This window comes from Caballeronia sp. BCC1704 (assembly GCF_902833455.1).
Taxonomy (GTDB): domain Bacteria; phylum Pseudomonadota; class Gammaproteobacteria; order Burkholderiales; family Burkholderiaceae; genus Caballeronia.
Genome location: NZ_CADFFT010000002.1, coordinates 1,170,929 through 1,197,206, shown reverse-complemented (window position 1 = coordinate 1,197,206; position 26,278 = coordinate 1,170,929). Strand labels below are relative to the sequence as shown.

At 64.3% G+C, this 26,278-nt stretch carries 21 protein-coding genes; 11 read left to right on the top strand and 10 right to left on the bottom strand.

Annotated elements, in window-relative coordinates; translation table 11 throughout:
- Window positions 1–12 precede the first annotated feature (12 nt).
- Together HWX53_RS15165 and HWX53_RS15160 are read right to left on the bottom strand one after the other, a co-directional pair.
- A complete protein-coding gene (locus HWX53_RS15165; RefSeq protein WP_175942127.1) occupies window positions 13–1,620 on the bottom strand; it encodes a hybrid sensor histidine kinase/response regulator in 1,608 nt (535 codons plus the stop codon).
- Entirely contained in the window at window positions 1,610–2,278 is a 669-nt protein-coding gene (locus tag HWX53_RS15160) for an MEDS domain-containing protein (protein WP_175942125.1), read from the bottom strand. The genes HWX53_RS15165 and HWX53_RS15160 overlap by 11 nt, the downstream gene beginning before the upstream one ends.
- Window positions 2,279–2,577: 299 nt before the next feature.
- Here HWX53_RS15160 and HWX53_RS15155 point away from each other — a divergent pair, with 299 nt between their 5' ends.
- The gene (locus HWX53_RS15155; RefSeq protein ID WP_175942123.1) at window positions 2,578–3,930 is read left to right on the top strand and encodes an MFS transporter; all 1,353 of its coding nucleotides are present in this window, start codon (window positions 2,578–2,580) and stop codon (window positions 3,928–3,930) included.
- 47 nt (window positions 3,931–3,977) lie between these two features.
- On the opposite strand, the gene HWX53_RS15150 is transcribed toward HWX53_RS15155, so the two are convergent.
- The gene (locus HWX53_RS15150) at window positions 3,978–5,042 is read right to left on the bottom strand and encodes an Ldh family oxidoreductase (protein ID WP_175942121.1); all 1,065 of its coding nucleotides are present in this window, start codon (window positions 5,040–5,042) and stop codon (window positions 3,978–3,980) included.
- 136 nt (window positions 5,043–5,178) lie between these two features.
- Between HWX53_RS15150 and HWX53_RS15145 the strand changes: the two genes are divergently transcribed.
- Entirely contained in the window at window positions 5,179–6,129 is a 951-nt protein-coding gene (locus HWX53_RS15145) for a LysR family transcriptional regulator (protein ID WP_175942119.1), read from the top strand.
- A 9-nt stretch (window positions 6,130–6,138) separates the two neighbouring features.
- On the opposite strand, the gene HWX53_RS15140 is transcribed toward HWX53_RS15145, so the two are convergent.
- Window positions 6,139–8,352 carry a family 1 glycosylhydrolase gene (locus HWX53_RS15140; protein WP_244140123.1) on the bottom strand — a complete coding sequence of 738 codons (2,214 nt, stop codon included), beginning with the start codon at window positions 8,350–8,352 and terminating at the stop codon, window positions 6,139–6,141.
- A gap of 487 nt (window positions 8,353–8,839) precedes the next feature.
- On the opposite strand from HWX53_RS15140, the gene HWX53_RS15135 reads away from it, so the two are divergent.
- From HWX53_RS15135 to HWX53_RS15125, 3 genes are all read left to right on the top strand, one after another.
- Window positions 8,840–9,898, top strand: a complete 1,059-nt coding sequence (locus tag HWX53_RS15135; RefSeq protein ID WP_208454787.1) for a glycosyltransferase family 1 protein — start codon at window positions 8,840–8,842, stop codon at window positions 9,896–9,898.
- 57 nt (window positions 9,899–9,955) lie between these two features.
- Window positions 9,956–11,110 carry a UDP-galactopyranose mutase gene (gene glf / locus HWX53_RS15130; protein WP_175942113.1) on the top strand — a complete coding sequence of 385 codons (1,155 nt, stop codon included), beginning with the start codon at window positions 9,956–9,958 and terminating at the stop codon, window positions 11,108–11,110.
- Window positions 11,111–11,377: 267 nt separating this feature from the next.
- Window positions 11,378–12,553, top strand: coding sequence for a hypothetical protein (locus tag HWX53_RS15125; RefSeq protein WP_175942111.1), 1,176 nt, complete (start codon window positions 11,378–11,380; stop codon window positions 12,551–12,553).
- Between the two features lie 14 nt (window positions 12,554–12,567).
- Here HWX53_RS15125 and HWX53_RS15120 read toward each other — a convergent pair whose 3' ends face one another.
- From HWX53_RS15120 to HWX53_RS15110, 3 genes are all read right to left on the bottom strand, one after another.
- Window positions 12,568–14,871 (bottom strand): PAS domain S-box protein, encoded by a 2,304-nt coding sequence (locus HWX53_RS15120; RefSeq protein WP_175942109.1) that lies wholly within the window; start codon window positions 14,869–14,871, stop codon window positions 12,568–12,570.
- Between the two features lie 111 nt (window positions 14,872–14,982).
- Window positions 14,983–17,382: an ATP-binding protein gene (locus HWX53_RS15115; RefSeq protein ID WP_175942107.1), complete on the bottom strand. Its 2,400-nt coding sequence runs from the start codon at window positions 17,380–17,382 to the stop codon at window positions 14,983–14,985.
- A gap of 117 nt (window positions 17,383–17,499) precedes the next feature.
- Window positions 17,500–18,327 (bottom strand): MetQ/NlpA family lipoprotein, encoded by an 828-nt coding sequence (locus HWX53_RS15110; protein WP_175942105.1) that lies wholly within the window; start codon window positions 18,325–18,327, stop codon window positions 17,500–17,502.
- Window positions 18,328–18,530: 203 nt separating this feature from the next.
- On the opposite strand from HWX53_RS15110, the gene HWX53_RS15105 reads away from it, so the two are divergent.
- The 4 genes from HWX53_RS15105 to HWX53_RS15090 are packed head-to-tail and all read left to right on the top strand — an operon-like array spanning window position 18,531 to window position 22,317.
- Window positions 18,531–19,505: a sulfonate ABC transporter substrate-binding protein gene (locus HWX53_RS15105; RefSeq protein WP_175942103.1), complete on the top strand. Its 975-nt coding sequence runs from the start codon at window positions 18,531–18,533 to the stop codon at window positions 19,503–19,505.
- Window positions 19,506–19,553: 48 nt separating this feature from the next.
- A complete protein-coding gene (gene ssuD, locus HWX53_RS15100; protein WP_175942101.1) occupies window positions 19,554–20,702 on the top strand; it encodes an FMNH2-dependent alkanesulfonate monooxygenase in 1,149 nt (382 codons plus the stop codon).
- 8 nt (window positions 20,703–20,710) lie between these two features.
- Entirely contained in the window at window positions 20,711–21,505 is a 795-nt protein-coding gene (gene ssuC / locus HWX53_RS15095) for an aliphatic sulfonate ABC transporter permease SsuC (protein WP_175942099.1), read from the top strand.
- Window positions 21,506–21,507: 2 nt separating this feature from the next.
- Window positions 21,508–22,317 carry an ATP-binding cassette domain-containing protein gene (locus HWX53_RS15090; protein WP_175942472.1) on the top strand — a complete coding sequence of 270 codons (810 nt, stop codon included), beginning with the start codon at window positions 21,508–21,510 and terminating at the stop codon, window positions 22,315–22,317.
- 14 nt (window positions 22,318–22,331) lie between these two features.
- On the opposite strand, the gene HWX53_RS15085 is transcribed toward HWX53_RS15090, so the two are convergent.
- On the bottom strand, window positions 22,332–22,970 hold the full coding sequence (locus HWX53_RS15085) for an NAD(P)H-dependent oxidoreductase (protein ID WP_241269943.1): 639 nt from the start codon (window positions 22,968–22,970) through the stop codon (window positions 22,332–22,334).
- Between the two features lie 267 nt (window positions 22,971–23,237).
- Here HWX53_RS15085 and HWX53_RS15080 point away from each other — a divergent pair, with 267 nt between their 5' ends.
- Complete coding sequence (locus HWX53_RS15080) at window positions 23,238–24,260, top strand: chemotaxis protein CheB (protein ID WP_175942097.1); 1,023 nt, start codon at window positions 23,238–23,240, stop codon at window positions 24,258–24,260.
- Window positions 24,261–24,304: 44 nt separating this feature from the next.
- Here the strand turns inward: HWX53_RS15080 and HWX53_RS15075 are convergent, their stop codons facing one another.
- The gene (locus tag HWX53_RS15075; RefSeq protein WP_175942096.1) at window positions 24,305–24,607 is read right to left on the bottom strand and encodes a DUF4148 domain-containing protein; all 303 of its coding nucleotides are present in this window, start codon (window positions 24,605–24,607) and stop codon (window positions 24,305–24,307) included.
- 307 nt (window positions 24,608–24,914) lie between these two features.
- On the opposite strand from HWX53_RS15075, the gene HWX53_RS15070 reads away from it, so the two are divergent.
- Window positions 24,915–25,115, top strand: coding sequence for a hypothetical protein (locus tag HWX53_RS15070; RefSeq protein ID WP_175942094.1), 201 nt, complete (start codon window positions 24,915–24,917; stop codon window positions 25,113–25,115).
- 60 nt (window positions 25,116–25,175) lie between these two features.
- Here HWX53_RS15070 and HWX53_RS15065 read toward each other — a convergent pair whose 3' ends face one another.
- The gene (locus HWX53_RS15065) at window positions 25,176–26,087 is read right to left on the bottom strand and encodes a sterol desaturase family protein (protein ID WP_175942092.1); all 912 of its coding nucleotides are present in this window, start codon (window positions 26,085–26,087) and stop codon (window positions 25,176–25,178) included.
- Window positions 26,088–26,278 lie beyond the last annotated feature (191 nt).

Sequence of the window (26,278 nt, the reverse complement as noted above, 5' to 3'; positions counted from 1 at the left end):
GCCGCGAGTGCGTCAGTCGATGACGCGCAGCGCCTCCGCGAGATCCATGAGCTGCACCGGCTTCACGAAGTGACGCTCGAAGCCGGCGTCCGCGGATCGCTTGCGGTCTTCTGGCTGGCCATAGCCGGTCAACGCGAAAAGGCGCGGCGCGTGAGCGCCGAGTTGCCGTTGCAGCGCCCCGGCCAACTGATAGCCGTCCATGCCCGGCAAGCCGATATCCAACACGGCGAACGCCGGGCGAAACTCCGCCGCCACTCTGAGCCCCGTCTCCGGCAGGCTCGCCGTTGCGACATCGAATCCGATCTCGGTGAGAAACGCTTCCATCGCCAAAAGACCGTCTTCGTTGTCGTCGACGAGCAGCACGCGCACGCCGTTGCCGTCGGGAAGCGCTTGCCCGTACGGCAACGGGTCTACCGGCGCGAGCGCATGCGGGGCAGTCGGCAGCGTCACGACGAAGGTGGAACCTTTGGCCGGCCCCTCGCTCGTTGCGGTCACCGTACCGCCGTGCAGTTCGACGAGATTCCTCACCAGCGCAAGGCCGATCCCCAATCCGCCTTTCGCGCGGTCGATGGTGGTTCGCCCCTGCTCGAAGATGGTAAAGAGGCGGGGCATCAGTTCGTCGCTGATGCCGGCGCCGTTATCGGACACGGACACGACGATCTCCGTCGCGCGCGTCACGGCTTCGACGCGGATGGCGCCGCCTGCATCCGTGTATTTCGCCGCGTTGTTGAGCAGATTGCCGAAGACCTGCGTGAGCCGCGTGAGGTCCGCGGAGATCAACGCGCCTTCGTCCGTTACGGAGAGCGACAACGTTTGGCCGCGCTGCTCGATGAGCGGACTCGCGGCCTCGATCGCCCGCGTCAGCACCGACCCGATGCGCACGGGTTCCAGATGCAGTTCGATGGTGCCGCGCGTGATGCGGCTCACGTCGAGCAGATCTTCGACGAGGCGCGACAGATGCGACACCTGCCGCTCGATGATGTCGTGATACTTGTCCGAGGTTCCGCCGCGATGTTTGCGGATGAGGCCGAGCGCGGTCGTGATCGGGGCGAGCGGATTGCGCAGCTCGTGACCGAGCATGGCGAGAAATTCGTCTTTTGCGCGGCTTGCCGTCTCGCGTTCATGAGCGGCGCGCGCCGCCTGCAAACCCGTGGCCGCGAGCGAGGTCGCCGCGCGGAGAAACGCGAGGTCCGTCACCGAGGGAAACGACGGATCGGCCGAGCCGAACCAGACGCTGCCTTGTCCGGCCGTGTAGCCCATGCTCATGCGCACGAGCCGTTGCGCGCCCGCCGGCGTCGCCTGCAGCACGGCTCGCGGGCCGATGGGCATGCGCCGCCACGCTTCGATAGCGGGCTCCCAGGCGAGGCGCGTATCGGCGGTGGCTTGCGCTTCGGACAGACGCAGGCTATCGAAGGGTGGGGCGTCGGGCAGCAACGGCACGTGCGCGTAGCAGATGTCGAGGCGCACGATTCGCTCGACGGCTTCGGTCATCAGCTCGATGACCGTGCGGCCATCTCGCCCTGCCCATAACGCGGGCAGCGCGAGCAGACCCATGAGATCACGCAGGCTGCGCTCCGCGGCTTCCCGCGACAGCGCATCGGTTGCCCTGTCAGCGGTCATGCTCTTCGAGCGAGGCGTCCGGACGAACGCGCCGCGCGGCGTCGGCGCTGCGACGCTGTTTAAGCTCGCGAATCATCTGCGAAGGCGGCGTGAAGAAGGGATTCTCCTGCACGACGCCGTTGATCAGCGTCATCGGGTGCGTGCGCAGCAGGTCCATCAGCATCGCGCCCGACAGTTTCGCTATGTCGTAGACGCAGATGCCCGGCTGGCGGTTGCGAGCGAGCACCTCGTTGACCTCGGCTTCGTATTCGATCAGCTTCGGCGCAGTCTCGATGTCCGCGAATATCCAGTCCATGTTCCCCATGATTCGCAGACGCGAGAAGCCCGCATCGCTGCCGGTACGCGTCATGTGCTCGACGGCGGCGAGCATCCGGTCTTTGTCGAACACGCCTTCGCGGTTCAGATACGCGTCGCCCCAGGGCACGAGTTCGAGCTGGCCGCACGCCTCGCAGTGCGCCGCATCGATGCCGGATGCCGTGAGCCGCGCGCGATGGTCGGCGATCAAAGCGGGATCGATGATATGCATGACCTTTTCGCCATTTTCGACCGCCTCCTTGAAGAAAGGATTGAGCGTTGCGTACTCTTCGTCGCGGCTGTTGAAGAACGCGCAGACGTGATACGCGTCGAGCGGCGTACCGGCCAATTTAGGCGGATGCATGAAGTCCTTCTGGTGGGGAATAGGAGGGGGGCGCGGCAATGATACGCTAGACAAGCGGCACGAGTCCGGTAATTCGTCGTGCGCCTGACACCGTTGTAACGGCGCAAACGCCGGCAAAGACGCTTGCCATGCGCGGGTTTGCCCCTAGCGCGCGATAAACAAATGGAATCGGTTCCCGAGGAATTGTGATTGGATTTCTGACGGAGGCCGACTTATCGTGCCTCAGTCCAATGCCGCCTTGCGCGCGTCGGAATCGACACGGCCTCGCCGACTAGAACAAATATCCAGGAGACATACCCATGGAGCAATCCTCCACCGCGCCGCGCGTGCCGGAAACGGACGCGAGCGGCGCCCAGTTTGCCGCGTCCGACGACCGCGCTTCGCCGAGAGTCCGGCGCATCCAGCGTACCGCGCTTGCCTTGCTCCTCTTGAGCGGCGTCATCAACTATATCGACCGCGCCACGCTATCCATCGCGAATCCGCTGATCCGCCACGACCTCGGGCTGTCGGTCGCCGAAATGGGCCTGCTGCTTTCGGCGTTCCTGTGGGCGTATGCGTTCGCGCAACTGCCGGCCGGCGCGCTCGTCGACCGCTTCGGCGCGCGCATCATGCTGGCGGTCAGTCTGGCGACGTGGTCGGTGGCGCAAGCGTTCGGCGGCGTGGTGACGAGCTTCGGCCAGTTCTTCGCCGCGCGCATGGTGCTCGGCATCGGCGAGGCGCCGCAGTTTCCGACGAGCGCGAAGGTCGTGCGCGACTGGTTCGGCAAGAAAGAGCGGGGCGCCGCCACCGGCATCTGGAACAGTTCGTCCACGCTCGGCACCGCGATTTCCGCGCCTTTGCTGACGGTGGTGATGTTGGCCGTCGGATGGCGCTGGATGTTCGGCATCATGGGCATTGCCGGACTCGTCGTGGCGCTGTGCTTCTTCCTCGTGCATCGCGATCCGCGTCAGGTCGAACTGACGCAACGCGAGCGCGCCTACCTCACGGATGTCGATGGCGAAGTGCAGAGCCGTCCGACGTGGCGCGAATGGCGGCGCCTCTTCGAATTCGGCACGACGTGGGGCATGCTGCTCGGTTTCTTCGGCACGATCTACGTCTTGTGGCTCTACAACGCGTGGTTGCCGACGTATCTGCAGATGGAGTTCCATCTGACCATCTCGAAGTCCGGATGGGTGGCGGCGGTGCCGTATCTTTTCGGCGTGATCGGCTCGCTCTCCGGCGGCAAGATCTGCGACGTGCTCGCCCGGCGCGGCGTATCCGCGGTGAATAGCCGCAAATATCCGATGGCGGCTTCGCTCTTCGGCGTCGCCGTGTTCACGGTGCTGACCGGCCTCACGCACAGCGCGACGCTCGCGGTCGTGTTCATCTCCATCTCGATGCTGCTGCTGTACGTGTCGAGCAGCGCGGCCTGGGCGACGGCTTCGGTGGCCGCGCCTGCCAACTGCACGGCGTCGATCGGCGCGATGCAGAACTTCGGCGGCTACTTCGGCGGCGCGCTGGCGCCGGTGGTGACGGGCTTTATCGTGCAGCAGTCGCACTCGTTCCAGCCCGCGCTCTTTGTCGGAGCCGGCGTGGCGGCCGTCGCGGTGATCGGCTATTGGGTGCTGGTGCGCGGCCCGATTCCGCCGGCCGCGCTCGACGAGCGGGCGTAACAGCAATTCAACAGCGAACCGCCGCGACGCCCGCTTTCGATGATTCGTTAGCCGGCGAGCGCGGCGGGAAACGCAATCTCATAGCGCTCGGCGCAGGCTTCCAGCGCCGGCGCGATGGTCGGATGCAGCACCACGCCGTCGCGCAACTGGTCGCGCTTCAAACTCAATCCGCGATCGCCCGGCATCCGCACGCTCGACGTTCCCGGGCGCGGCGGATTCTCCCGGCAGGCGTCGCCGATCCAGTCCATTTGCCGCTCGAACGCGGCCGGACCGCCGAAGGCCGCGGGATCGTACAGCGAAAGAAATACGGTCGCGCCCCAGCCATCCGGCGGATCGGCCCGGCCGTGACCGGCGAGACCGCCCGTCAGCGCCTCGATCAAGAGCGCCAGCCCAAAGCCCTTATGCCCCCACGTCATGCCGCCGACCGGCAGGATCGACCCCGGCGGCTCGGCTGAAAGCACGGCGGGATCGCGGCTCGGGTGTCCTTGCGCATCCAGAAAGCAGGCTTCGTCGAACAGTTCGCCTGCTTTATGGCGACGCGCGGTCATGCCGTTCGTCACGGTGGATGCCGAAATGTCGATGAGAAACGGCGTGCCCGACGTGGGAATGCCCGCTGCGATCGGATTCGGCGTGAAGACCGAGCGCGTGCCGCCGTGAGGCGCGACGCTCTGCACCGCCGGATCGGAACTCGCGAGCACGATCATGAATCCGTCCGCCGTGGCTTTCTCCAGATAGCTCGCAAGACAGGCGATGTGGTGGCTGCGCCGGATCACGAGCGTCGCGCTGCCATATTCCTTCGCTCTCGGCGCGAGCGTGTCGATGCCGCTCAGAACGAGCCACGGGCCGGGAAGACGCCGGCCATCCCACAACACGCTGGCGCCGCGGTCCGACACGACCTCCGGTTCGCCGGCGCAGGTCATCGCGCCGTTCTCGATCTCGCGGATATAGCCGGGCAGCAACGCGAGGCCATGCGTGTCGTGTCCCATCAAGTCGCCGTCGACGAGCGTGCGCGCCACGGCTTGCGCTTTCACGTCTTCCATACCGGCTCTCGTGAGGAGACGCCGAGCGAAGGCTTGCAGTTCATCGGCGGAGTATCGGACTGGTGTGTTCATCGTGATGGGTTCGGTCAGGTGAGAGTTCGTGGGCTGCGAAGAGGCTCAAATTTTCCGATGCGCTTTCGATAAGCGTCCAATCGCGAATTGAGTAGAATCAATTCCATTCGGTTATGAGTCGGCGCACGTTTACCCTATGTCGCAAGATTCCACGCTCTCCGCTGCCCAGGTGCTGACGAAGCTGCGCTTTCGGCATCTCCAGTTGCTCGAACTGCTGGGGCGCACGCGCAACCTGCGCATTGCGGCCGAACAGATGCACATCACGCAGCCGGCCGCGACGAAGATCCTGAGCGACCTCGAAGCGATGTTCGATGCGCCGCTCTTCGAACGCCTGCCGCGCGAAATGCGGCCGACCGATCTCGGCACGCTCTCCGTGCGCTACGCCAGCACGACGCTTTCTAACCTCGGCAAGTTCTCGGGCGAGTTCGCGACCTTGAAGAACGGCGGCTATGGCCATCTCACGGTCGGGTTCATTCCCGCTTCGGCCTCGCAACTCGTCACCGCCGCGATCAAGGAGATACAGCGCCGACGCCCGCGGCTCATCATCAAGCTGGTGGAGCAGAGCAGCGATCAACTCGCGGCATGGCTCGAAGAAAGGCGCATCGATGTCATGGTCGGACGCCCGACCGAGGCGCGGCACGAAGCGCTGTTCCATGTGGTCGATCTATTGGCGGAACCCGTGCGCGCGGTCGTCGGGCAGCATCATCCGTTGTTGAAAGAGCGGCGCGTGGAGATGACGAGCCTCGGCCAATGGCCGTGGATTCTGTATCCGCAAGGCACCGCCATGCGGCAGCTATTCGAAGAGACGTTCGCGGCGGCCGGCATGGTCGCGCCAGTGGGCATCGTGGAAACGCCATCTATCTTTTCGACGCTGGAGTTGCTGCAAGCCACCGACATGATCTCGCTTCAGCCGCAGGCCGCGATGGACAAGTACGTGAAGCACGGCCTGCTCGGTTATCTCAATGTGCCGATACGGCGCACCATGTCGAACTACAGCGTCATCACGCGAAAAGACGAGACGACTTCGCAAGCGATGGACGAGTTCGTTGCCATCTTGCTCGCGATCGCCGCGCAGTATTCGCGCTGACATGCAGCGCTATGCGTCGCTTCTCGTCTGCATGGCGAGTCCGGACTCGCGCTCGCGCACATGCGCGCGCCAATGCTCGATGCAGCGTCGAAGCGCGTCCTGAAGCGTCGGCAGCACGGCCGCTCTTCGGCTTGCAAGCGCGCGATAAAGAGGCTGCGGCGCGGCCGGACGCATCGACTCGGCGTTGCGCGCCTTGATCAGGCTCGTATCGAGACCGGCCAGGCTGGCTGCCTGAACCGCGAATTCGAAGCACGTGAGAGCGCCGCGACTGCTGAGATGCACGATGCCCGACTCGCGGTCGATCAACAAATCGAGGCACGCGTGCACGAGGTCGGGTGCATAGGTCGGCGATATGGTCACATCCTTCGCCGCGACGAACGAGCGCTCTTCAGCGAGGGCGTTCAAAGCCCGGTCGAGAACATCCGCGCTGTCCCACACGCCGAAGATGGGACCCGTGCGAACGACGAGCGCCTCCGGGAAACGCTTCAACACAGTGCGTTCGGTATCGGCCATGCAACGGCCGAGGCGATCGAGCGGATTGACGTCGTCCGTTTCGACATACGGATGTGTCGCGCGACCGTCGAACACGCAATCGGACGAGAAGCCGAGATATTCGATCCCGGCTGCGGCGCATGCCTCGGCCAGCGCAGCAGCTGTCGTCGTGATCGTTCGCAGGCGATCGCTCGGACTGCGCTCGGCTTCATCGGCATCCAGATGTTCCATTGCATTGACGACGGCCCACGGCTCGAAGGCGTTGATCGCATCGTTGTCCAGCACGTCGTCCGGCGACACGGCGGCGTATCGCAAGTCGCGTTGCGCGCAGGTGGTTGCGAAGAGTTGCGCCAGCGGGCCGTCGCCGACGATGAGAATCGGAGCAGGCGAGTGCGTCAGGTTGCTCTGACGCGTTGGTGCCGTGACTGAGCCTGACGCGTCTAGCACCACCGGCTCGCACAGAAAGCGGCCGGGACGGCGCCACCAACCCGTGCCGTGCAGCACGGGATGATCGTGCGGCCGGCCAGCCGCGAGATCGCGCATCAGCGCCGCAACGGCTGTTTCGCGCGGCTCGTGTCCGCGTACGTCGAACGCGCCGGACTCGTAGTAGCCGCGTTCTTCCGTGACGAGGCAGTTCCAGTCATACGAGCCGAGCAGCGCCCACACCGTCACGGCGCGCACGTCGGCGCCTTGCTCTCTTGCTTCGCTCGCGGCGGTCCATATCTCGTGCAGCCAGCGCAACTGGTCCTGACGCGTCGAGTCGATATGCGCTTCCGTGACTGCGAGCGGCAAGCGATACCGCTGCCACGCTTCGTCGATCAGCGCGCGTATGCCGGGCGGCGGATGCGCCAGCGCGCGCGCCGCTTCGATGTCCGCGAGTCGATGACCGTACCATTCGCACCGATAAGCCTGCGGATACTGATGCGTCCGGTGATCGAGCCAGCGCTCGCTCGTGATGTAGTAGTTGATGCCGACGATATCCGGCGGACACGGATTGTCGACGAACCACAGCACGTCTTCTTCCGCGACGCCCGCATCCATGAAGTATCGCCACAGCGCATGCTCGGGCGTCACCTTGCCGCACAGCAGGTCCCACGAAAGCCAGCGCCGCTCGTTGTAAAAGTTGACGAGCTCGGTCATGGCAGGCGTGCCTTGCGTCTTGCCGAGATCGTCGGTCTGAACGAGCTTCGCGTGCGGGTTGACCTTGCGCACTTCGCGCATGGCATGCACCGTCGCCCTGCACTGATTGATCAAGGCTTCGAGATACGTGCGGTCATCGGTGCCGTGCGGATGCCACACGCCGTAGAGTCCGCTGAATCGCGCGGTGGTGTTCGGCTCGTTGACCGGCGTGTAGTACGAAAGCCACGGATACCGTTCAGCGACCGCTCGTGCGAATTCCGCGAGCCTTTTCGCAAACTGCGGGTCGAGCAGTCCGCCGGGCAGCGGCCCGCTTCCGTGATGCAAGAGGCCCGCTATCGGCTCGACGCCCAATGCGCGAAGCGTCGGCAAGCGGGCATCGAGCCATGACCAGTCGGCTTCGTCGATGCTCGACGGCGCTGTTCTTTCCCACAGCACCGGATAGCGCAGCGCCCGTATTCCCAGCGAGGCGAAGCGCTGAAGATCGTCTTCCCGCGTCGCATGACCGTTACGGTCCAACTGGCTGAAGAACGTATCCCGCACCCGGTTGACCGTGCATTCCAGTCCTCCCCACAGCACCAGCCGATCATCCATATCCAGCATCCCGAAAATTAGTACGACGTGAGAGCGTGTCCTCGACGGAGTTAAGCACTCGCTATGCCGTCGCCCTGCGCGATCAGTGTTTGTCCCGAGCACGCTCGCGCTGGAACAACGATTGCCGCTTATGTCGCAGATTTGTCAGCAAACGCGACGACACGCGCATGGGGGGGCTTTGCTGGACTCTGCGCGCGGGTCGCCTTGTGCGCGATGCGTAGCGTCACTCGGCTACAACGCGAGGCGAAAGCAGCCGAGCTTCGGATGTCACCGACGCAATGGATGAATGTTCCGGGCGGATCTCCGCTCGGCAGTTACTTCCGGAGGCACTCCCTTGCGCGAGACCCAAGCCCGATCAGAACCCGTAGCCGCCACCGCGGCCGGGTCCGCAGACAGTCCGTCGACGCACGTTCGCCCGCGCATCTCCATCGCGCGATCGGGCCTGCCGCGGACGTTCCTTTGCCTCTCGCACCTTCGCTGGAACTTCGTGTATCAGCGACCGCAGCACTTGCTGTCGCGTATCTCGAAGCAGGCGGAAGTGCTCTTCTTCGAGGAGCCTCGACGAACGGATAACGCCGCGCCGTCGCTTGACGTTCGGACTACTGATGAAGGCATTCGGGTACTGACGCCGTGCCTTCCTTCCGGCTTCACGCAGGAAGAGGACGAGCGCGCTCAACGCGCGCTGCTCGACGCGTATCTGGCGGACACGCGCACATGGGACCTCGGTCTCTGGTACTACTCGCCCATGACGCTCGCTTTTACCGATCATCTCGATGCCAGGCTTATCGTGTATGACTGCATGGACGAGCTGTCCGCTTTCAAGAACGCGCCGCGGCAACTCACGGAGCGCGAAACGCGGCTCATGCGTAAGGCGGATGTCGTCTTTACGGGTGGCCAGAGCCTCTATGAGTCGAAGCGGCGTTTTCACCATAACGTGCATGCGTTTCCGAGCAGTGTCGATGTTGCGCACTTCGAAAAGGCGCGCGGGCCTCTCTCCGAGCCAGACGATCAGACGCCGATACCGCGCCCGCGTCTCGGTTTTTATGGCGTGCTCGACGAGCGCTTCGACGCCGCGCTGATCGGCGCGCTCGCCGCCGCGAGACCGGACTGGCAGTTCGTCATGCTCGGTCCTTTGGCGAAAATCCGGCCCGCTGATCTGCCGCAAGCACCGAACATTCATTATCTCGGCCAGAAGTCCTACGACGACCTGCCACGCTATCTCGCCGGCTGGGACGTCGCACTGATGCCTTTCGCGATCAACGAGGCCACGCGCTATATCAGCCCGACAAAGACGCCGGAATATCTCGCGGCAGGCCGCCCCGTGGTATCGACGCCGATTGCGGACGTGGTGTCGCGCTACGGCGAGAGCGGCGTGGTCCGCATCGCCGATGACGCGGTCTCGTTCGAGCGAGCCATCGAAAGCGCGCTCGAGGACGGACAGGACCGCGCAGCATTCATCGGCCGCGTCGAAGCGGTGCTGGCCGGAACTTCGTGGGACAACACGTGCGCCGCAATGGTCGCCGAGGTGAAAAAATGCGCATCGTAGAAACGACAGCAAACGGATCGTCCAATTCCGGATCGAGCGGTCATCCGTCACAGCCCGATGCGCGCGCACAGCACCGCAAAGGCTTCGATTTACCTGATCGTCGGCGCGGGTTTCGCGGGCAGCGTGATGGCCGAGCGGCTCGCGAGCGAGTACGGCCAGCGCGTGCTGCTCATCGACCGGCGCCCGCATATTGCAGGCAATGCCTACGACGAGTACAACGCGGACGGCATTCTCGTTCATCGTTACGGACCGCATATCTTCCACACGAACGCGCGGCGCGTACTCGATTATTTGTCGCGATTCACGGCGTGGCGACCGTACCGGCATCGCGTGCTCGCGTCCGTCGACGGCATGCTGGTGCCAGTGCCGATCAATCTGACCACGCTCAATCGCCTTTATTCGCTCGACCTTTCGCCGCAGCAGGCCGAGGCGTTTCTCGCGGCGCGCGCCGAACCGCTCGCAGAAATAAGGACGTCTGAAGATGTGGTAGTGAGCAAGATCGGCCGTGAACTGTACGAGAAGTTCTTTCGCGGATACACCCGCAAGCAATGGGGCATGGACCCGTCGGAACTGGATCGATCGGTGACGTCTCGCGTGCCGGTGCGCACGACGGCCGATGACGGCTACTTCAACGACGAGTATCAGTGCATGCCGCTTGAAGGATATACACGCATGTTCCAGAAGATGCTGGCGCATCCGAACATCAAGGTCATGCTCAATACGGACTATCGCGAGGTCCGCGACGAGGTGACTTATCGCAAGCTCGTTTATACGGGTCCTATCGACGAGTACTTCGATCACTGTCTCGGGAAACTGCCTTATCGCTCGCTCGCGTTCCGGCACGAAACGCTCAACCAGGAGCACTTTCAATCGCTGGCGGTGGTGAATTATCCGGCCGAGAAAGTGCCTTTCACGCGCATCACCGAGTACAAGTATCTGACGGGGCAGGAGCACGCGAAAACGAGCATTACCTACGAATATCCGAGCGATGAAGGCGACCCTTATTACCCGATTCCGCGGCCCGCGAATGCGGAGTTGTTCAAACGCTACGAGGCGCTCGCGGAGGCGCATCCGGAAGTCATCTTCGCGGGCCGGCTCGGAAGCTACCGCTACTACAACATGGATCAGGTCGTGGCTCAGGCATTAAGTCTGGTCGAGCGCATCGCGGCGACAGAGGGATTCAAGAGTCGGGCCGAAGTGGCGACCGTCTGATTCTTGCAGCCTTAAGGAAGGTATGTTTTACCGTGGTTTTTCGGATGGTTGCGTCTTGCAGGTAAGCGTCGATTAACACTACACTTTCGCCGCGATGGAATTTCCGGGTATGGCCATCGCGATGGAAGTGAAATCGGCATTCCTTACCGAGGACGATCGAATCGTTGCCTCGAACAGCGACGATGCACCGAGCATCACTGTCTGGCCCGGTGCCAGTCCGCACACCGCAATGCGCGGTGCCGGACATCGATCATCCAACGCAAGACCATGTCGAAGCACGAGCAGGAAATGCTCCTCTTTGTCTCCCTGCAAGGAGCAATCGGGACGCTGGCCGGTTTTATCGGCTATTTCGTCGTCGGTGTCGATGATACCGACGCCATGTTTCGTTTTACCGCCTACATGCTGTGCGACGCGAGCGGCGCAGCGCTCTTCGTCTATCTGCTCGGCCCGCGCCTGGGACTCACCGGACGCCGGCTGATGCGCCTCAGTTTTCTCGTGCCCGGCGCGCTTCTGCTCTGTGGCGGCGACTCCATTCCGGTAATGGCAGCCGTCTACGGCTTCTTCCTCGGACTCACGTGGAGCGCGCGCTACTGGCTGGAAATGAGCGTGCTGACCGACACCGAGCGCGATAGCTATGCCTCGCGCTCCGGCGCGCTCGCCGTTGCGGGCGGCATCATCGCGACGCTCATCGCCACGCTCTGCCTTGCGAAGACGGACAACAGCAGTCACGTGCTGTACGTGGCGTATGGCGTCGTGTGCGTCATTGCCGGTCTTGCGCTCGGGCGCCATGTCTCCGAAGCGCCGATGGTCCCCGCGACGAACCCGCTCGGCGTCATCGCGCAACCGGAATTCCGCGCGTGTTTGCCGCTCTTTTTCGTCGAGTCGGGACTGCTCGGCGTCGGCGGCGCGGTCGGGTCGGTCGGCGCCGCCATGTCGCTCGGTTCGGCGAGCGACCTCGGCTGGGTGTCCACGGTCGCGGGACTGGCGGGCGCGGTCGCGCTGTACATGACGCGCAAGAGCCGCGGCGTGCATAACCGCGCGGGCTGGCTCGGCTGGTCGTGCCTCGCCGTCGCCATTTCGTTCGTGCTGCTCGGGTTCAGCGCGTGGCTTCCGGCGCTGTTCGTCGCCCATTCGATCCTGCGCGCGGCGGCGGGGCCGTTTCTCAACGCGAGCGAGCATGTGCTCAATCAACGCGCGCTCGACATTCGCGGCGAACTCGTCGACCGCATCGTCGCGCGAGATCTCGTGATGCTCGTCATGCGCATGGGTTCGCTGCTCGCGTTCTGGTGGCTGTCGAGCGCCATGTCTCCGGCGCATCTGCTCGAACTCGGCTCGGCCGTGCTCGCGCTCGGAGCGATTGCCGAATACCGCGTCGGGCAGACGTGGTTCGGCGTCGCCACGCGCGGCCGGACCGCCGGGGCGCTGGACGGCTCGCTCAATTAACACGCCTTTACGCGCTATTCCACGATGCGCGCCGCCAGCCGGTAACGGTTCCTGCCTTCGCGCTTTGCCTCGTACATGGCGCTGTCGGCGGCGGCGAGCAGCGCATCGGGCGTCGTTCGCGCCCGCGCGTTGCAGACGACGACGCCCACGCTCGTCGCGATCCTCACTTCGGTGCCGGCCAGCATGAACGGGCGGTTCATGGCGCTGCAAATGGCGTCAGCGATGCGCGCCGCGGTGGCTTCATCCGCCACGCCGTGACTGACGATCACGAACTCGTCGCCCGCCAGACGGCTCGTGAAATCGCTATGCCGCACGGTCTCCGCGAGCCGAGCGCCGACCAGCCGCAACAGCTCGTCGCCCGCCTCGTGACCGTATGCGTCGTTCACGGGCTTGAACTGGTCGAGATCCAGAAAGAACAACGCGAGCGCCTGGCGCGTCGCGCTGTCGGACGCGATGTTCTGCGTGAGATGCAGCAGCAACGCGCGCCGGTTTGGCAGCCCGGTCAGCGCATCGCGCATCGCTTGCGCCCGTAGCTGCCGCTCGGCCTGCCTGCGGGACGTCACGTCCTGCGCCATCATGTAGAAACCGATCACTTCGCGCCCGCGCATGTCGGGCACAAGCGACACGCTCCACGTGCGCGGGTTTGCCTCGTGATCTTCCACATCGTCGTGTTGTAGCCGCTCGCCCGCGAGCGCGCGCCGAAACGAAGGCGCAAGCGTTCGATACATGGCAGCGGGCATCGCCGATTCGACTGGCTTGCCGCGCATGGACGCGGTGTCGCGCCCGAGCAGCCGCCGGTAGCCGTCGTTGTTGAACTGATAGCGCAGGTCCCGGTCGACGTAGGCGATCAGCACGGGCAAGCTGTCCGTGACCTTCTGAATCGCTTCGCGGCTTTCGATGATCTCCGCCTGCACGCGCTTGCGCTCGCTGACGTCCGTGATGAATGCGAAGAGCGTCTCGCCGTCCGGCGTCGCGGCGGTCGAAATGCGCAGCTCGGCCGGGAAGAACTCTCCCGAGCGGCGCTGCGCGGTGACTTCCGTGGCTTTCGAAAGAATCGTGGCCACGCCGGTGCGAATGAAGCGGCGCATGCCTGCGTCGTGCGCGGTGCGCCACGCGGGCGGAACGATGGTCTCGGCCATCGGCAGCCCCATGACTTCGTGGCGGCCCCAGCCGAACATGTGTTCGGCGGCGTCGTTCCATTCGGTGATGTTGCCTTCGCGGTCTACCGCGACATACGCGTCCTGCGCGTTGTCGATGACCGCCTGAAGATGCTCGTTCTGCGTGCGCAGCGTCGCTTCGATCGTCTCACGCCGCGCCACCTCGCCGCGCAGCCGCATGTTGGTCGCGCGCAGTTCGGCCGTGCGCTCGTTCACTTGCTCTTCCAGTGCCGCGCGGTGCTCGCGCTGCAGCCGCTCGTTTTCCTTGCGCGCCGCGATGTCCTCCACGATCGCGATGAAATGGAGCGGCTCGCCGTTGGCCTGGCGCACGAGCGCGACGTGAAGCTGAACCCACAGGTGCGAACCGTCGCGGCGCAGATACCGCTTTTCCATCGCGTAGGTCGGAATGTGTCCCGCGAGCAGCTCACGCAGATTCTGCAGATCGCTCTCGAGGTCTTCAACGAACGTGATCTGCTGGAACGTCAGCGTCACGAGTTCGTCGGCGCTGTAGCCGAGCATGTCGCACAGGCGCGCATTCACTTCGACGAAGCGCCCATCCGGCGCGACGATCGCGGCGCCCGTCGGCGTCTGTTCGAAGATCGTGCGGAATCGCGTTTCCGAGAGGCGTATGGCCTGCGTGTCCGCGTGATGCAGCACGCGCGCCGAATACGTGCTTTCGCGCGACAGCAGTTCGCGCTCGACGATGGCAGCGAGATCACGCATGACCGCGGCATCTTCGGGCGACAGCACGCGCGGCACCGTATCGATCGCGCACAGCGTGCCGATGGCATGGCCGTCGCTCGAACGCAGCGGCACGCCCGCGTAAAAACGCACGAACGGCGGACCCGCGACGAACGGGTTGTCGGCGAAACGAGAATCGTTGCGCGCATCTTCCACGACCAGCATGTCCGCTTCGAAAAGCGCGTGCGAGCAGAAAGACACATCGCGCGATGTCTCGCACCCTTCCATTCCGAGCCGCGACTTGAACCATTGCCGATGCTCGTCGACGAGCGACACGAGCGCGATCGGCACGCTGAGCACGCGCGCCAGCACGCGCGTCACGCGATCGAACGCTTCTTCGGCGGGCGTGTCCAGAATGTGCAGACTGCGCAATACGCGCAGGCGTTCGGTTTCGTCGTCGGGCAGGGGAGCAACTTGCATGAAGGGCGGTTTCGAAGCATGAACGCGGTCAGTACGGTTCATTCTAACGGGTGCCGCCGCGCGCGCTGTCCGGCCCGGCGACAGCGAGGGCTGCGCGGGCCGACGTGAAACTCATTCCTGTCGCTGCCGCGACGCGATTTCGCCGAGCAGTGAGAACAGCTTGCCGACATCGAGCGGTTTGACGAAGTGGTGATCGAAACCGGCCGACAGCGCCTTGTCTCTGTCCTGTTGCAACCCGTATCCGGTCACGGCGACGAGAATGGCATCGGCCGTGCGCGGCTGATTCCTCAATAGCGTTGCCAACTGATACCCGTCCATATCCGGCAAGCCGATATCGAGAAGACACACGTGCGGTATCCACTGCTCGGTTTCCTGCAACGCGGTGGTCCCGCTCGCGGCCACTCGAACCTCGTTGCCGAGCGTCTCCATCAACATGGCGAGCGTCTCGGCGGCATCGGTATTGTCGTCGACGATCAGAACGCGCAGCCGCGTCAGGAACGGCGCTTCACGTGTGTCGTCCTGCTCGATCTTTCTCTGCGTCTTCGTCATCTCGGCATGGGGAAGACACACAACGAACGTGCTGCCTTTGCCGGGTCCCGCGCTATAGGCTCTCACGGTGCCGCCATGAAGCGCGACCAGGCTTCGAACGAGCGCGAGCCCTATGCCGAGTCCTCCTTGCGTGCGGTCGGAACTGCGCTCGGCTTGCGCGAACAGATCGAAGGCATGCGCGGCGACGTCGGGCGTCATGCCGATGCCGTTGTCCGTGACCGTCACCTTGATGAACTTGCCTTCGGCCGCGACCGAGAACTGGATATCGCCCTTTTCAGGCGTGTATTTCGCCGCGTTGTTGAGCAGGTTGACGAAGATCTGCGTCAGCCGCTTTTCATCGGCCCGAACCAGCGCAGCGGACGGCAACGTGAGCAGCGACAGCCGATGCTTTTTTCGATCGATGATCGGCCTGACCTGCTCGATGGCGTCAGCCGCGATGCGGTTAGCATCGAGCACTTCCATGTCGAGCTTGATAAGCCCTTGCGTCACGCGGGACACATCGAGCAGATCGTCGATCAGACCGGTCATGTGCTTCACTTGCCGCGAGATGATCTCGCACGATTTGCTGACCCGCCGCGCGTCGCTGGGCGCGGCGCGCATCAGTTGCGCGGCGCTCGCTATCGGCGAAAGCGGATTGCGCAGTTCATGCGACAGCATCGCGAGAAACTCGTCCTTGCGCTTGTCTGCAAGGCGCAGTTCCTCTTCCGCGTTGATGCGGTCCGTGATGTCCAGTTGAGCGACGACCGCGCCGACCACGGCGCCGTGCTCGTCGCGTATCGGCGCGCCGGTGCTCAGTAGCGTGCGCCGGTTCGGTGGATCGTCGAAGCTCTCGATCGAGACAATGTCCGTCGTCGGTCCGATGCCCTTGAGCACGCGGGCAATCGTCCAGTCATGCGCGTTCAGCGTTTGACCGTGCTTGTCGGAATGATCGGCCCAGCGTCCTTTCCATTGCGCGAAATCGTCGATGGTCGCGGGGCGCGGATGCGCTTCGCCCCAAAGCTGAACGAAAGAGCGATTCACACGCTCGATGCCGCCATGCTGATCGCACACGACGATGCCGATAGGCGCCGCTTCCAGCACCGCGTCGAGACGGCGCGTGGCGTCCAGTGCCTTGCGCGCGGCGGCGCGCGCGCTTTGCTCGCTCGCGAGAAGACGCTCCTCGCTCTTGCGCTGCTCGGTAATATTGGAGAACAGCACGCCGACCTGATTCGGCATCGACGCGTCGGGGCGGAACGCATAGATGTCGAACCAGCGATCCAGCTTCGACGCCCTCACCTGAACGTGAATCGGCACGCCGTTCTTCGCAACCGAACCGTAGATTTCGAAGAAATGCCGGTCGTGGCCGGGCACGAGTTCCGACATGCTCCTTCCCACGGCGTTGACCACGCTGGTCTGCGCTTCGAATGCGGGGTTCGTCGCGAGAAACCGGTAATCGACGGGTTCGCCGCGATCATCGAATGCCATCTCCACCACGCAAAAACCCTGATTGATCACATCGAAAAGCGTGCGGAACCGTTGTTCGCTCGCGGCCAGCGCTTTTTGCGTCAGATGCGCGGCCGTGACATCCGTGGTCGTGTGCGAGACGCAGATCAGCGTGCCTTCCGCGTTGAAGATCGGCGTGTTGACCGCGCTCCAGAATCGTTCCTCATAGCGCATGCTGCCGTCTTCGGCGCTGACCCACAGCGGGAAGCGCTGTAGCGGCATATGATCGGCGCGGCCGCTTTCTCTTGCACGCGCGATGGATTGGCGCAACGCTTCGACACCCGTATCGTTCGGATCGGATTCGTTATGAGGAAAGATGTCGAAGAGGCTCTTGCCCACCATGTCTTCGCGACGCAGCGTCGAGACCTTCAGAAAGGCATCGTTGACCGCGAGAACGATAGCCTCGGGCGTGGGAGAGAGCAGGTAGCTGCCGACAGGGGCGGTGTTGAATATTTCTTCGAATAATGATGGCGAAGCCATAGGCAGGGTGACGCACGATAGGCTGCGTCGCTTTTTGCTTGGACGAACCTTAGTCCCCGCAACGTCCGTGCCGGCCCCTAATATGCGCGGCCGCGGGCGGAGCGGCCGCACATGCGATCAATGCTGCGGCGCGCCCTCCCATGCCGGCAGTGTCGCCCCGTGATACACGGCGAGAATGGTCGACGCGACATTCGCCTGCTGATAGCTCTCGACGAGCGTCTTGGCCCACGGCGCCTGAGCGTCCTTCGCGTTCACCGCGATAAAGTTGCGATACGGATTGCCCGGCACTTTCTCCTGCGCAATGCGCTCCTTCGGAATTTGAATGCCCGCCTTGATCGCCCAGTCGGTGTTAACGACCGCGGCATCCAGATCGCCGATGGCGCGCCCGACGATGCCCGCATCGAGTTCCTTGATCTGCACGTGCTTCGGGTTTTCCGCGATGTCGCGAGCGGTCGGCAAGAGACCGACGTTATCGCGCAGCTTGATGACGCCGTTCGCCTGCAACAGCAGAAGCGCGCGGCCTTCGTTACTCGGATCGTTGGGTACGCCGATCGCCGCGTTCTGCGGCAGATCCGCGACTGATTTCACCTTGCGCGAATAGAGGCCGATGGGCTGCACATACGTGAAGCCGACAGGCACGATCGCATAGTGACGCGCCTGAATCTGCGCATCGAGATACGGCTTGTGCTGAAACGAGTTTGCGTCGAGATCGTGTTGCGCGAGCGCCTCGTTGGGCTGCGTGTAGTCGGAGAAGGTGGTGACCTTCACCGTGATGCCGTGCTTCGCGGCGTTGGCCGCGACCGTGCGCCAGACATCCTCGTCCTCGCCCGACATGATGCCGACGCGGACCGTCTGGCCAGCAGCCTGAACCGGTTGCAACCCTGCCACGCCCCATGCGAGCAGAACCGAGAAGAGAGCGGATTTGAATGGCGTGAAAGTCTTCATATAAGCGACGTCGTCAGTGGAAAGAGACGTGATGCTAGGGGCGCGCATACGTCGCCGCAAACAATATCGAACGCTATGCATATTGCGCGCGCAGGCTGCAATGCTTATCACGATTTCTCGCTTAGGCCGCGCGGCGAGCGTTGTTACGATGACCGGGAATGCGGCATCGACGATGCCATCGCTCATCGCCCGAGGAACCACGAATGTCATATGAAAACGCGCCGCCGTCATCGACTCGCAGACGCGCGCTCGTCACGCTTGCCGCGCTGGGCGCGAGCGCGCTTGCATCGAACATCGCTCGTGCGGACGATGCCGGCAAGACCCTGCGAATCGGATATCAGAAATACGGCAACTTCGTCGTGCTAAGAGCGCGCGGCACGCTAGAAAAGCGCCTCGCGCCGCAAGGCGTCACGGTGCAATGGCTCGAGTTTCCGGCCGGGCCGCAACTGCTGGAAGGACTCAATGCCGGCGCCGTCGATATCGGCACGGTCGGCGAGACGCCGCCTATTTTCGCGCAGGCAGCAGGCGTCGATTTCGTCTATGTCGGCAGCGAGCCGCCCGCGCCGCGCGCCGAAGCCATCGTCGTGCCGAAAGATTCGAACATCCGCTCGGTCGCGCAACTGCGCGGCAAGAAAATCGCGCTGAACAAGGGCTCGAATGTGCATTACCTCTTCGTCGAGGCGCTCAAGAAAGCGGGGCTTTCGTACGCGGACGTTCAGCCGGTCTATCTCGCGCCCGCCGATGCGCGCGCGGCCTTCGTGCAGGGCAGCGTCGATGCGTGGGTGATCTGGGACCCGTATCTCGCCGCTATCGAGCGCCAGGCGAACGCGCGTCAACTCGCAGACGGCACCGGGCTCGTGCGCAACGTCCAGTTCTACGTCGCGACGCGCAAGTTCGCCGCCGGCCAGCCGCAGATCGTGCGCGCAGTGCTGGAAGAACTCGATCATGTCGATCGCTGGGCGCGCGACAACGTACCGGCCGTCGCGGCGCAACTGTCGCCGCTCGTCGGGCTGGACACCGCGACGATCGAGCACGCGTTGCAGCGCACCGCGTACGGCATCGAAGCCATATCGCCCGCGACGCTCGCGTATCAGCAGCAGATTGCCGATACGTTCACCAATCTTCGGCTGATCCCGAAGAAGCTCGACGTGACCGAGGCGCGCTGGAACGTCGCGTAATGTGATTCGCCGTACTAACGAACCTCCCAATACGAGAAACGTCCAAGCATGAATGTCTTCTGGTTCATTCCGACTCACGGCGACAGCCGCTATCTGGGCACGTCGCAAGGCGCGCGTGCCGCCGACTACGATTACTTCCGCCAGATCGCCGTCGCCGCCGACACGCTCGGCTACGAAGGCGTGCTCCTGCCGACGGGCCGCTCGTGCGAGGACGCGTGGGTGGTCGCATCGAGCCTCATTCCCGCGACGCGCCGCCTCAAGTTCCTGGTCGCGATCCGGCCGGGCCTCAGTTCGCCGGGTCTCTCCGCCCGCATGGCGTCCACCTTCGACCGGCTTTCGAACGGGCGCCTGCTCATCAACGTCGTCACAGGCGGCGATCCGAACGAACTCGCCGGCGACGGCGTCTTCGAAAGCCACGACACGCGCTATGAAATCACCGATGAGTTCTTGAGCATCTGGCGCGGCCTGCTGGAAAGCTCGCACGAGAAGGGCAGTTTCGACTTCGCGGGCAAGCATTTGCGCACGGAAGGCGGCAAGGTGCTGTATCCGCCTGTGCAGCGACCGCATCCGCCGTTGTGGTTCGGCGGATCGTCGGCGGCGGCGCACGAGATCGCGGCGAAGCATATCGACACGTATCTCACATGGGGCGAGCCGCCTGCCGAAGTCGAGAAGAAGCTCGCCGACATTCGCCGCCGCGCCGAGGCAGAAGGGCGCAGCATCCGCTTCGGCATTCGCCTGCATGTAATCGTGCGCGAAACGGAAGCCGAAGCCTGGGCCGATGCGGACAAGCTCATCAGCAAGCTCGACGACGAGACCATCCAGCGCGCGCAGGCGCAGTTCTCGAAGATGGACTCCGAAGGGCAGCGGCGCATGGCCGCGCTGCATGGCGGCAAGCGCGACAAGCTGGAGGTGTATCCGCATCTGTGGGCGGGCGTCGGGCTCGTGCGCGGCGGCGCGGGCACCGCGCTCGTCGGCAATCCGCAGCAGGTCGCCGGGCTGATGAAGCAATATGCCGAACTCGGGATCGACACGTTCATCCTGTCCGGTTACCCGCATCTGGAGGAGTCGTACCGCTTCGCGGAGCTCGTGTTTCCGCTGCTGCCGCGCACGCAGAAGGCGTCCGCGTCAGGGCCGCTGTCGGGGCCGTTCGGCGAAGTGATCGGTACGTCGGAGCTGCCGAAGGCCGCGCAAGGTTGAACACCGCGATGAAGCCAAACCAAACGCTACGGCGTGCCGGCGCGCGCGTCTTGCCCTGGATCGTCCCGTTGCTGATTCTGCTCGCGTGGGAGGCGGCCGCGCGCTCGGGCGGACTGTCTGCGCGCGTGTTGCCCGAACCGCTCGCGGTCGCGAAGGCCGCGTGGTCCGTGTGGCAGTCGGGCGAATTGTGGGCCGACGTGAGAATCAGCGCGTGGCGCGCGTTCGCCGGCTTCGCGGTCGGCGGCGGCATCGGCTTCGTGCTCGGACTCGCGACGGGACTCTTTCGACCCGCCGAGATTCTGCTCGATTCGACCGTGCAGATGATCCGCAACATCCCCGCGCTCGCGATGATCCCGCTCCTGATTCTCTGGTTCGGCATCGGTGAAGAGGCGAAGCTCGTGCTTGTCTCGCTCGGCGTGTTTTTCCCGGTGTACGTGAACACGTATCACGGCATTCGTTCCGTGGACCGCGATCTCATCGAAATGTCTCGCAGCTATGGCCTCTCGGGCTTCGCGCTGTATCGACATGTGATCTTGCCCGGCGCGTTGCCGTCCATTCTCGTCGGCGTGCGCTTCGCGCTCGGCCTGATGTGGGTGATGCTGATCGTGGCGGAGACCATCTCGGCGCAATCGGGCATCGGCTACATGACCATGAACGCGCGCGAGTTCATGCAAACGGACGTGGTCGTGCTCGGCATTCTGCTGTACGCAGCGCTCGGCAAGCTCGCGGACATGGCCGCCCGCGCCATCGAACGCGCCAGCCTGCGCTGGCATCCCGCTTATCAACACGAGGCGCAGTCGTGACTCTGATTTCTCTCGATACCCTGGATCTTCAAAGGCCCGCATCGCGCGCCGCGGAGCCGCTCGCCCGAACGCCTGCGAGCCGCGATGTGGCCGTGTCGCTGCGCGGCGTCGAGAAGCGCTTCGGCGAGCGTCGCGTGCTGGCTGACCTCGACTTCTCGATCGAGCGCGGCAGTTTCGTGTCGATCGTCGGTCGCAGCGGCTGCGGCAAATCCACCTTGCTGCGGCTCATTGCAGGGCTCGACGAAGCCTCGGGCGGCGTGGTCGAGCGCCATGCCGCGACGCCCGGCGGCGAGTTGCAGGTTCGCATCATGTTTCAGGATGCGCGGCTCTTGCCGTGGAAAAGCGTGCTCGACAACGTGATGATCGGCCTGCCGCATAGCAGGCATAGCAGACGCAATCGGCGCGAAGAAGCCCGCGCGACGCTCGCCGAAGTGGGGTTGTCCGAACGCGAGAAGGAGTGGCCGACGCGACTCTCGGGCGGTCAGCGGCAGCGCGTGGCGCTGGCGCGTGCGCTGGTGCATCGCCCGGATTTGCTGTTGCTCGATGAACCGCTCGGCGCGCTCGACGCGTTGACGCGCATCGAGATGCAGGGCTTGATCGAACGGTTGCGGCGCGAGCACGGTTTCACCGCGCTGCTCGTCACGCATGACGTGCAGGAAGCCGTCTCGCTCGGCGATCGCATCGTGCTGATCGAACAGGGGCGTATCACGCTGGATACGCCGGTGTCGTTGCCGCGGCCGCGTTCGCGGACCGCCAAAGAGTTCGCCGAACTCGAAGAACGCGTGCTGTCGCGCGTGCTGCGTCCGGCTTGAGTCCCAGCGTGGCGCTAGCTCTGCGCCACCGCCACCTTGTTCTCCACGACATGCCATGCGTCCGGCCGATGCGCGCCGAACGCGTGCGCGAAACTCGCGGCCTGCTGACCGACCGTGCGAAGCTGCGCGACGACCTTCGGGTCCGAGCAGGTATCGGCCGACTCGAAGCGCGTCTCCAGCGTGTTGACCGCCGCGCCGAACGGCGTCGGCCAGCCGCGCAGCGCATGTACGATGGAGCGCAGCGACGTCAGCACCGTGCCCGCCGCCTGCCAGCCATACGCGGTGACGATGCTGCCGACCGCGCGGCCGTCGAGATACGGACGCTCGTCGGAGCGCAGTTCTTCGAGCGTATCGAGCGCGTTCTTGACCAGCCCCGAAATGCCGCCGTGATAGCCGGGCGTGGCGATGACGAGCGCATCGGCGGCGCGCACGGCTTCGATGAGTTCGTGCTGCTCGTCGGTGAGCACGCGCGATTCGGGCGCATAGTGCGGCAAGCTATGCAGGAACGCGCCGCCGAACAGCTGCACGCTCGCGCCGGATTCTTGCGCGCCCTTGAGCGCGAAAGCGAGCGCGCGTTCTGTCGATGACGCAGGCCGCGTCGTGCCGCCGATTCCGACCACGAGCGGACGGCGCGATGTTTCGGTTCGGGTCAAGTTCAATGCTCCTTCAATGTGAACGGTGCGAACCGTCGGACCGATCATCATAGCCAGCGGTCGGGCGCTCTGGAACGCATCATTTTCGCTAAGGATATGCACGGTTGTGCGAGGCTTTGGGGCGCTGTTCTCGAGCGCTGAGCGAGCGGTTGCCGTGCGCGGGATGCGGGCTGCGCGGCGTAAGCGCGTAGACTGTACCGAATGGACGTAATGGTCGACGTCTCGTCGCAACCGCGACGGCTGCCGATCCTGTCACAGGGGACAACAATGGACGCGCGAATTCAGCGGGACATCGTGGTCATCGGGGCGTCTGCGGGCGGCGTGCCCGCGCTCGGCGGACTGCTGGCCCGCCTGCCGGCACAGTTGCCGGCGACGCTCCTCATCGTCATGCACATCTCGCCCTACGGACCGAGCGCGCTGCACACCATTCTGGCGCGCACGACGAACCTGCGGGTCGTCGCGGCGACCGACAACGCGCCTCTCGCGCACGGCACCGTCTTCGTCGCGACCACGGACCGGCATCTCATGCTCTCGAAAGAGGGCGTGCGGATCACGCGCGGCCCGAAGGAATGTCGCGCGCGCCCGGCCGTGGACGTGCTGTTCCGCTCGGCGGCGGTGACATACGGCGAGCGCGTGATCGGCGTGATACTGACCGGCGCGCTCGACGACGGCACGGCCGGACTCTGGGCGGTCAAGGACCACGGCGGACTGGCGTTCGTGCAGGACCCGCTGACAGCCGACCATCCGTCGATGCCGGAAAGCGCGATCGCGCACGTCGAGGTGGATTTCGTCGGCGACCTCGACGCACTGGCGGACAAGATCCTGAGTACGGTGGTTACGCCCGCTGGCAGCCCGACGCATCGCGTGTCCGCGCGCGCGTACGCTGCCATCGAGAACAAAATTTCGGAGACCGGAGATGGCGGGGAGGCGAGTTTCATGAAGCTCGGCAACATTTCGCGATACACATGTCCGGACTGCAACGGCGTGCTCATGCAGATAGAAGAAGGGCCGATTGTCCGGTTCAGATGCCACACGGGCCACGCGTTCTCGATCCAGACGCTGATCGCGGAGATCGACGAGGCCATCGACGGCGGCTTATGGACCACGCTGCGCGCGATCGAAGAGAGAATCATGCTGCTGCGCCAGATGGCCGATCTCGCTGAACGGGCCGGCTCCGCGCTCGACGCCGCCGCGTATCGCGAGCAGGCCGACGAAGCCGAGAAGCGCCTCGCGCCGCTGCGTCAACTCGTGCTGGACCCCGATTCGCTCGGGCATGCGCCAGCCGGGTGATCGCGGCGGCTGTGCGCTTGCGTTCGGCCATCGCTGGATGCAGGTCATTCGGCTTGCTGCGGGTTCGTCTGGCAGTCCGCCCGGAACCAGGCATCCACCTGACGCTGCGCCGCTTGCAGATCCTCCGGATAGTACGGGTCGTACCATCTCGACGGATCGTAGCCCGCTTGCCTCAGCGCAGTCAGTTCGCTTGCGTTGCGCTGGCGGTTCGGAGGCGCATTGCTCCGAAGCGCGGCGAGGTCGCGGCATTGCGTCGGACTCAGATGCGCAGCGTTGGTCCGCGGGCCGCTGGCGGCGCAGCTCGCGAGCAGGCAGGCAAGTGCCGGAAGCATCGGCAGGAGTTTCATGGCGGTCGTCCTTCATCAAGTGTGCTGGCAGGCGGAGCAAAGCGGATGCCTCTGGGTGCGACCCTAACGCGTCTTCTGCCCGATGCAGGCCGCGAACCATGCCCGAAGTCAGCGATCGCGCTCATACGAGTGTGTGCTCGACTAATCGATGCCTTTCGGAAAATATAATTAGGACGTTTGACGAAGCGCGCAAGACCTCCGCCGACATATGATGACATCCACCGGCTCGGCGCAATCGACGCACGCGAAATTTCTCGCGTCTCGCGCACGGTGACCGGTGCATCTCAATCGAAAGAGGATAGCCAACATGTACACAATCGACCGCGACGCACTCGCTCACGCACAGCTTGCCGGCGGCGCCGCAAAAAGCACCGGCGGCAGCGGCGCAACCTGCCCGGCCGGCGGCTCGACGCTGCCGTCCGGCGGCACCAGCACGCAGACCGGCACGGCCACGTCCGTCATCACGGTGAACGGCCAGCAAGTCATCAATCAGACCGTCACGTTCTGATTGCACGAAGCACGAAGGCGCGCCGTGGATTCGCCTTCGTGCTTTCACAGCGTGGCGGAATCAGGATGCCTCCATCGCTTTGCCGGCGTTTCTCGCGCGCTTCTGCAATGCTTCGGTCGTTTCCCCTTCGCCGTCGGGACGCCAGCCGGGCGGGCGAAGCAGAAAGCCGACCGCCTGAGACACGCTCTTCGCGTGAAATACGTCTTTCGCGAGGCTCACCCAGTGCTCCATCTGAACGACGACCGGATTGCGCGACGTGGTGGGCGTCGTGAGGCCGTAGCGGCACGGCTCATCGGCGCGTTCTTCGGCATACGTGCCGAACAGCCGGTCGAAGATGACCAGCACGCCTCCGAAGTTCGCATCGAGATACGCCGCGTTCGATGCATGGTGCACGCGGTGCGCAGACGGCGTGTTGAACACGTATTCCAGCCAGCCGAGCTTCGGGATCCATGTCGCGTGCAGCCAGAACTGGTAGAGCAGGTTGATCGAGAGCGCGGCGAGCACCACTTCCGGCTTGAGGCCGAGCCACACGAGCGGCGTGAAGAACAGCGCTGCGCCGGTGATCTTCGAGGTCCAGCCGAGCCGATACGCCGATGAAAGCGTCAACTGGTTCGGCGAATGATGGACCGCATGCGTCGCCCAAAAGAAGCGCACCGTGTGCGACGCGCGGTGATACCAGTAATAGCAGAACTCCATGCCGATGAAGAGCAGGAAGACGGTCAGCGGCGTGTTGCTCGTGACCGTGTGAATGCGGTGCTCCCACGCGAACGCGAAGAACGGCGTCGCGAGCGAGAGCGGCACGAAGGCGAGCAGCTTGCGGCCGACCAGATCCGCGAGCGAGATCCACACCTCGTGCCACGCGAATGCCTTGTCGGTGCCCTTGTGTTTGCGGCTCAGCCAGACTGCTTCGATCATCGACGCCGCAAGCACGATGACGAGCACATACACCGATAACTTTCCGATCGCTTCCATGGTTTCCGCCGTGGGTGGTTAGGCATGTGCGCACTGTAGCGATGGACCTCGTTAAAAACCACGCGCAACTTGTGTCGCGAGATGTCATGCGCTGTCGTGACGCTGAAGGCTTGCCCGGCCATCGCATCGCCGCTACAATTGCGAACAATTCCTATTTACGCACGCGCGATCCATGCCCCAAGCCGCACGCT

Bases quoted from the DNA above. Each gene is read 5' to 3' on its own strand.
- HWX53_RS15080 (WP_175942097.1), top strand. From the start codon at position 23,238: ATGGACGCGCGAATTCAGCGGGACATCGTGGTCATCGGGGCGTCTGCG.
- HWX53_RS15150 (WP_175942121.1), bottom strand. From the start codon at position 5,042: ATGAACACACCAGTCCGATACTCCGCCGATGAACTGCAAGCCTTCGCT.
- HWX53_RS15065 (WP_175942092.1), bottom strand. From the start codon at position 26,087: ATGGAAGCGATCGGAAAGTTATCGGTGTATGTGCTCGTCATCGTGCTT.
- HWX53_RS15110 (WP_175942105.1), bottom strand. From the start codon at position 18,327: ATGAAGACTTTCACGCCATTCAAATCCGCTCTCTTCTCGGTTCTGCTC.
- HWX53_RS15120 (WP_175942109.1), bottom strand. From the start codon at position 14,871: ATGCAAGTTGCTCCCCTGCCCGACGACGAAACCGAACGCCTGCGCGTA.
- HWX53_RS15105 (WP_175942103.1), top strand. From the start codon at position 18,531: ATGTCATATGAAAACGCGCCGCCGTCATCGACTCGCAGACGCGCGCTC.
- HWX53_RS15145 (WP_175942119.1), top strand. From the start codon at position 5,179: ATGTCGCAAGATTCCACGCTCTCCGCTGCCCAGGTGCTGACGAAGCTG.
- ssuC (WP_175942099.1), top strand. From the start codon at position 20,711: ATGAAGCCAAACCAAACGCTACGGCGTGCCGGCGCGCGCGTCTTGCCC.
- HWX53_RS15115 (WP_175942107.1), bottom strand. From the start codon at position 17,382: ATGGCTTCGCCATCATTATTCGAAGAAATATTCAACACCGCCCCTGTC.
- HWX53_RS15070 (WP_175942094.1), top strand. From the start codon at position 24,915: ATGTACACAATCGACCGCGACGCACTCGCTCACGCACAGCTTGCCGGC.
- HWX53_RS15125 (WP_175942111.1), top strand. From the start codon at position 11,378: ATGTCGAAGCACGAGCAGGAAATGCTCCTCTTTGTCTCCCTGCAAGGA.
- HWX53_RS15155 (WP_175942123.1), top strand. From the start codon at position 2,578: ATGGAGCAATCCTCCACCGCGCCGCGCGTGCCGGAAACGGACGCGAGC.
- HWX53_RS15160 (WP_175942125.1), bottom strand. From the start codon at position 2,278: ATGCATCCGCCTAAATTGGCCGGTACGCCGCTCGACGCGTATCACGTC.
- HWX53_RS15075 (WP_175942096.1), bottom strand. From the start codon at position 24,607: ATGAAACTCCTGCCGATGCTTCCGGCACTTGCCTGCCTGCTCGCGAGC.
- ssuD (WP_175942101.1), top strand. From the start codon at position 19,554: ATGAATGTCTTCTGGTTCATTCCGACTCACGGCGACAGCCGCTATCTG.
- HWX53_RS15165 (WP_175942127.1), bottom strand. From the start codon at position 1,620: ATGACCGCTGACAGGGCAACCGATGCGCTGTCGCGGGAAGCCGCGGAG.
- glf (WP_175942113.1), top strand. From the start codon at position 9,956: ATGCGCGCGCACAGCACCGCAAAGGCTTCGATTTACCTGATCGTCGGC.
- HWX53_RS15140 (WP_244140123.1), bottom strand. From the start codon at position 8,352: ATGGATGATCGGCTGGTGCTGTGGGGAGGACTGGAATGCACGGTCAAC.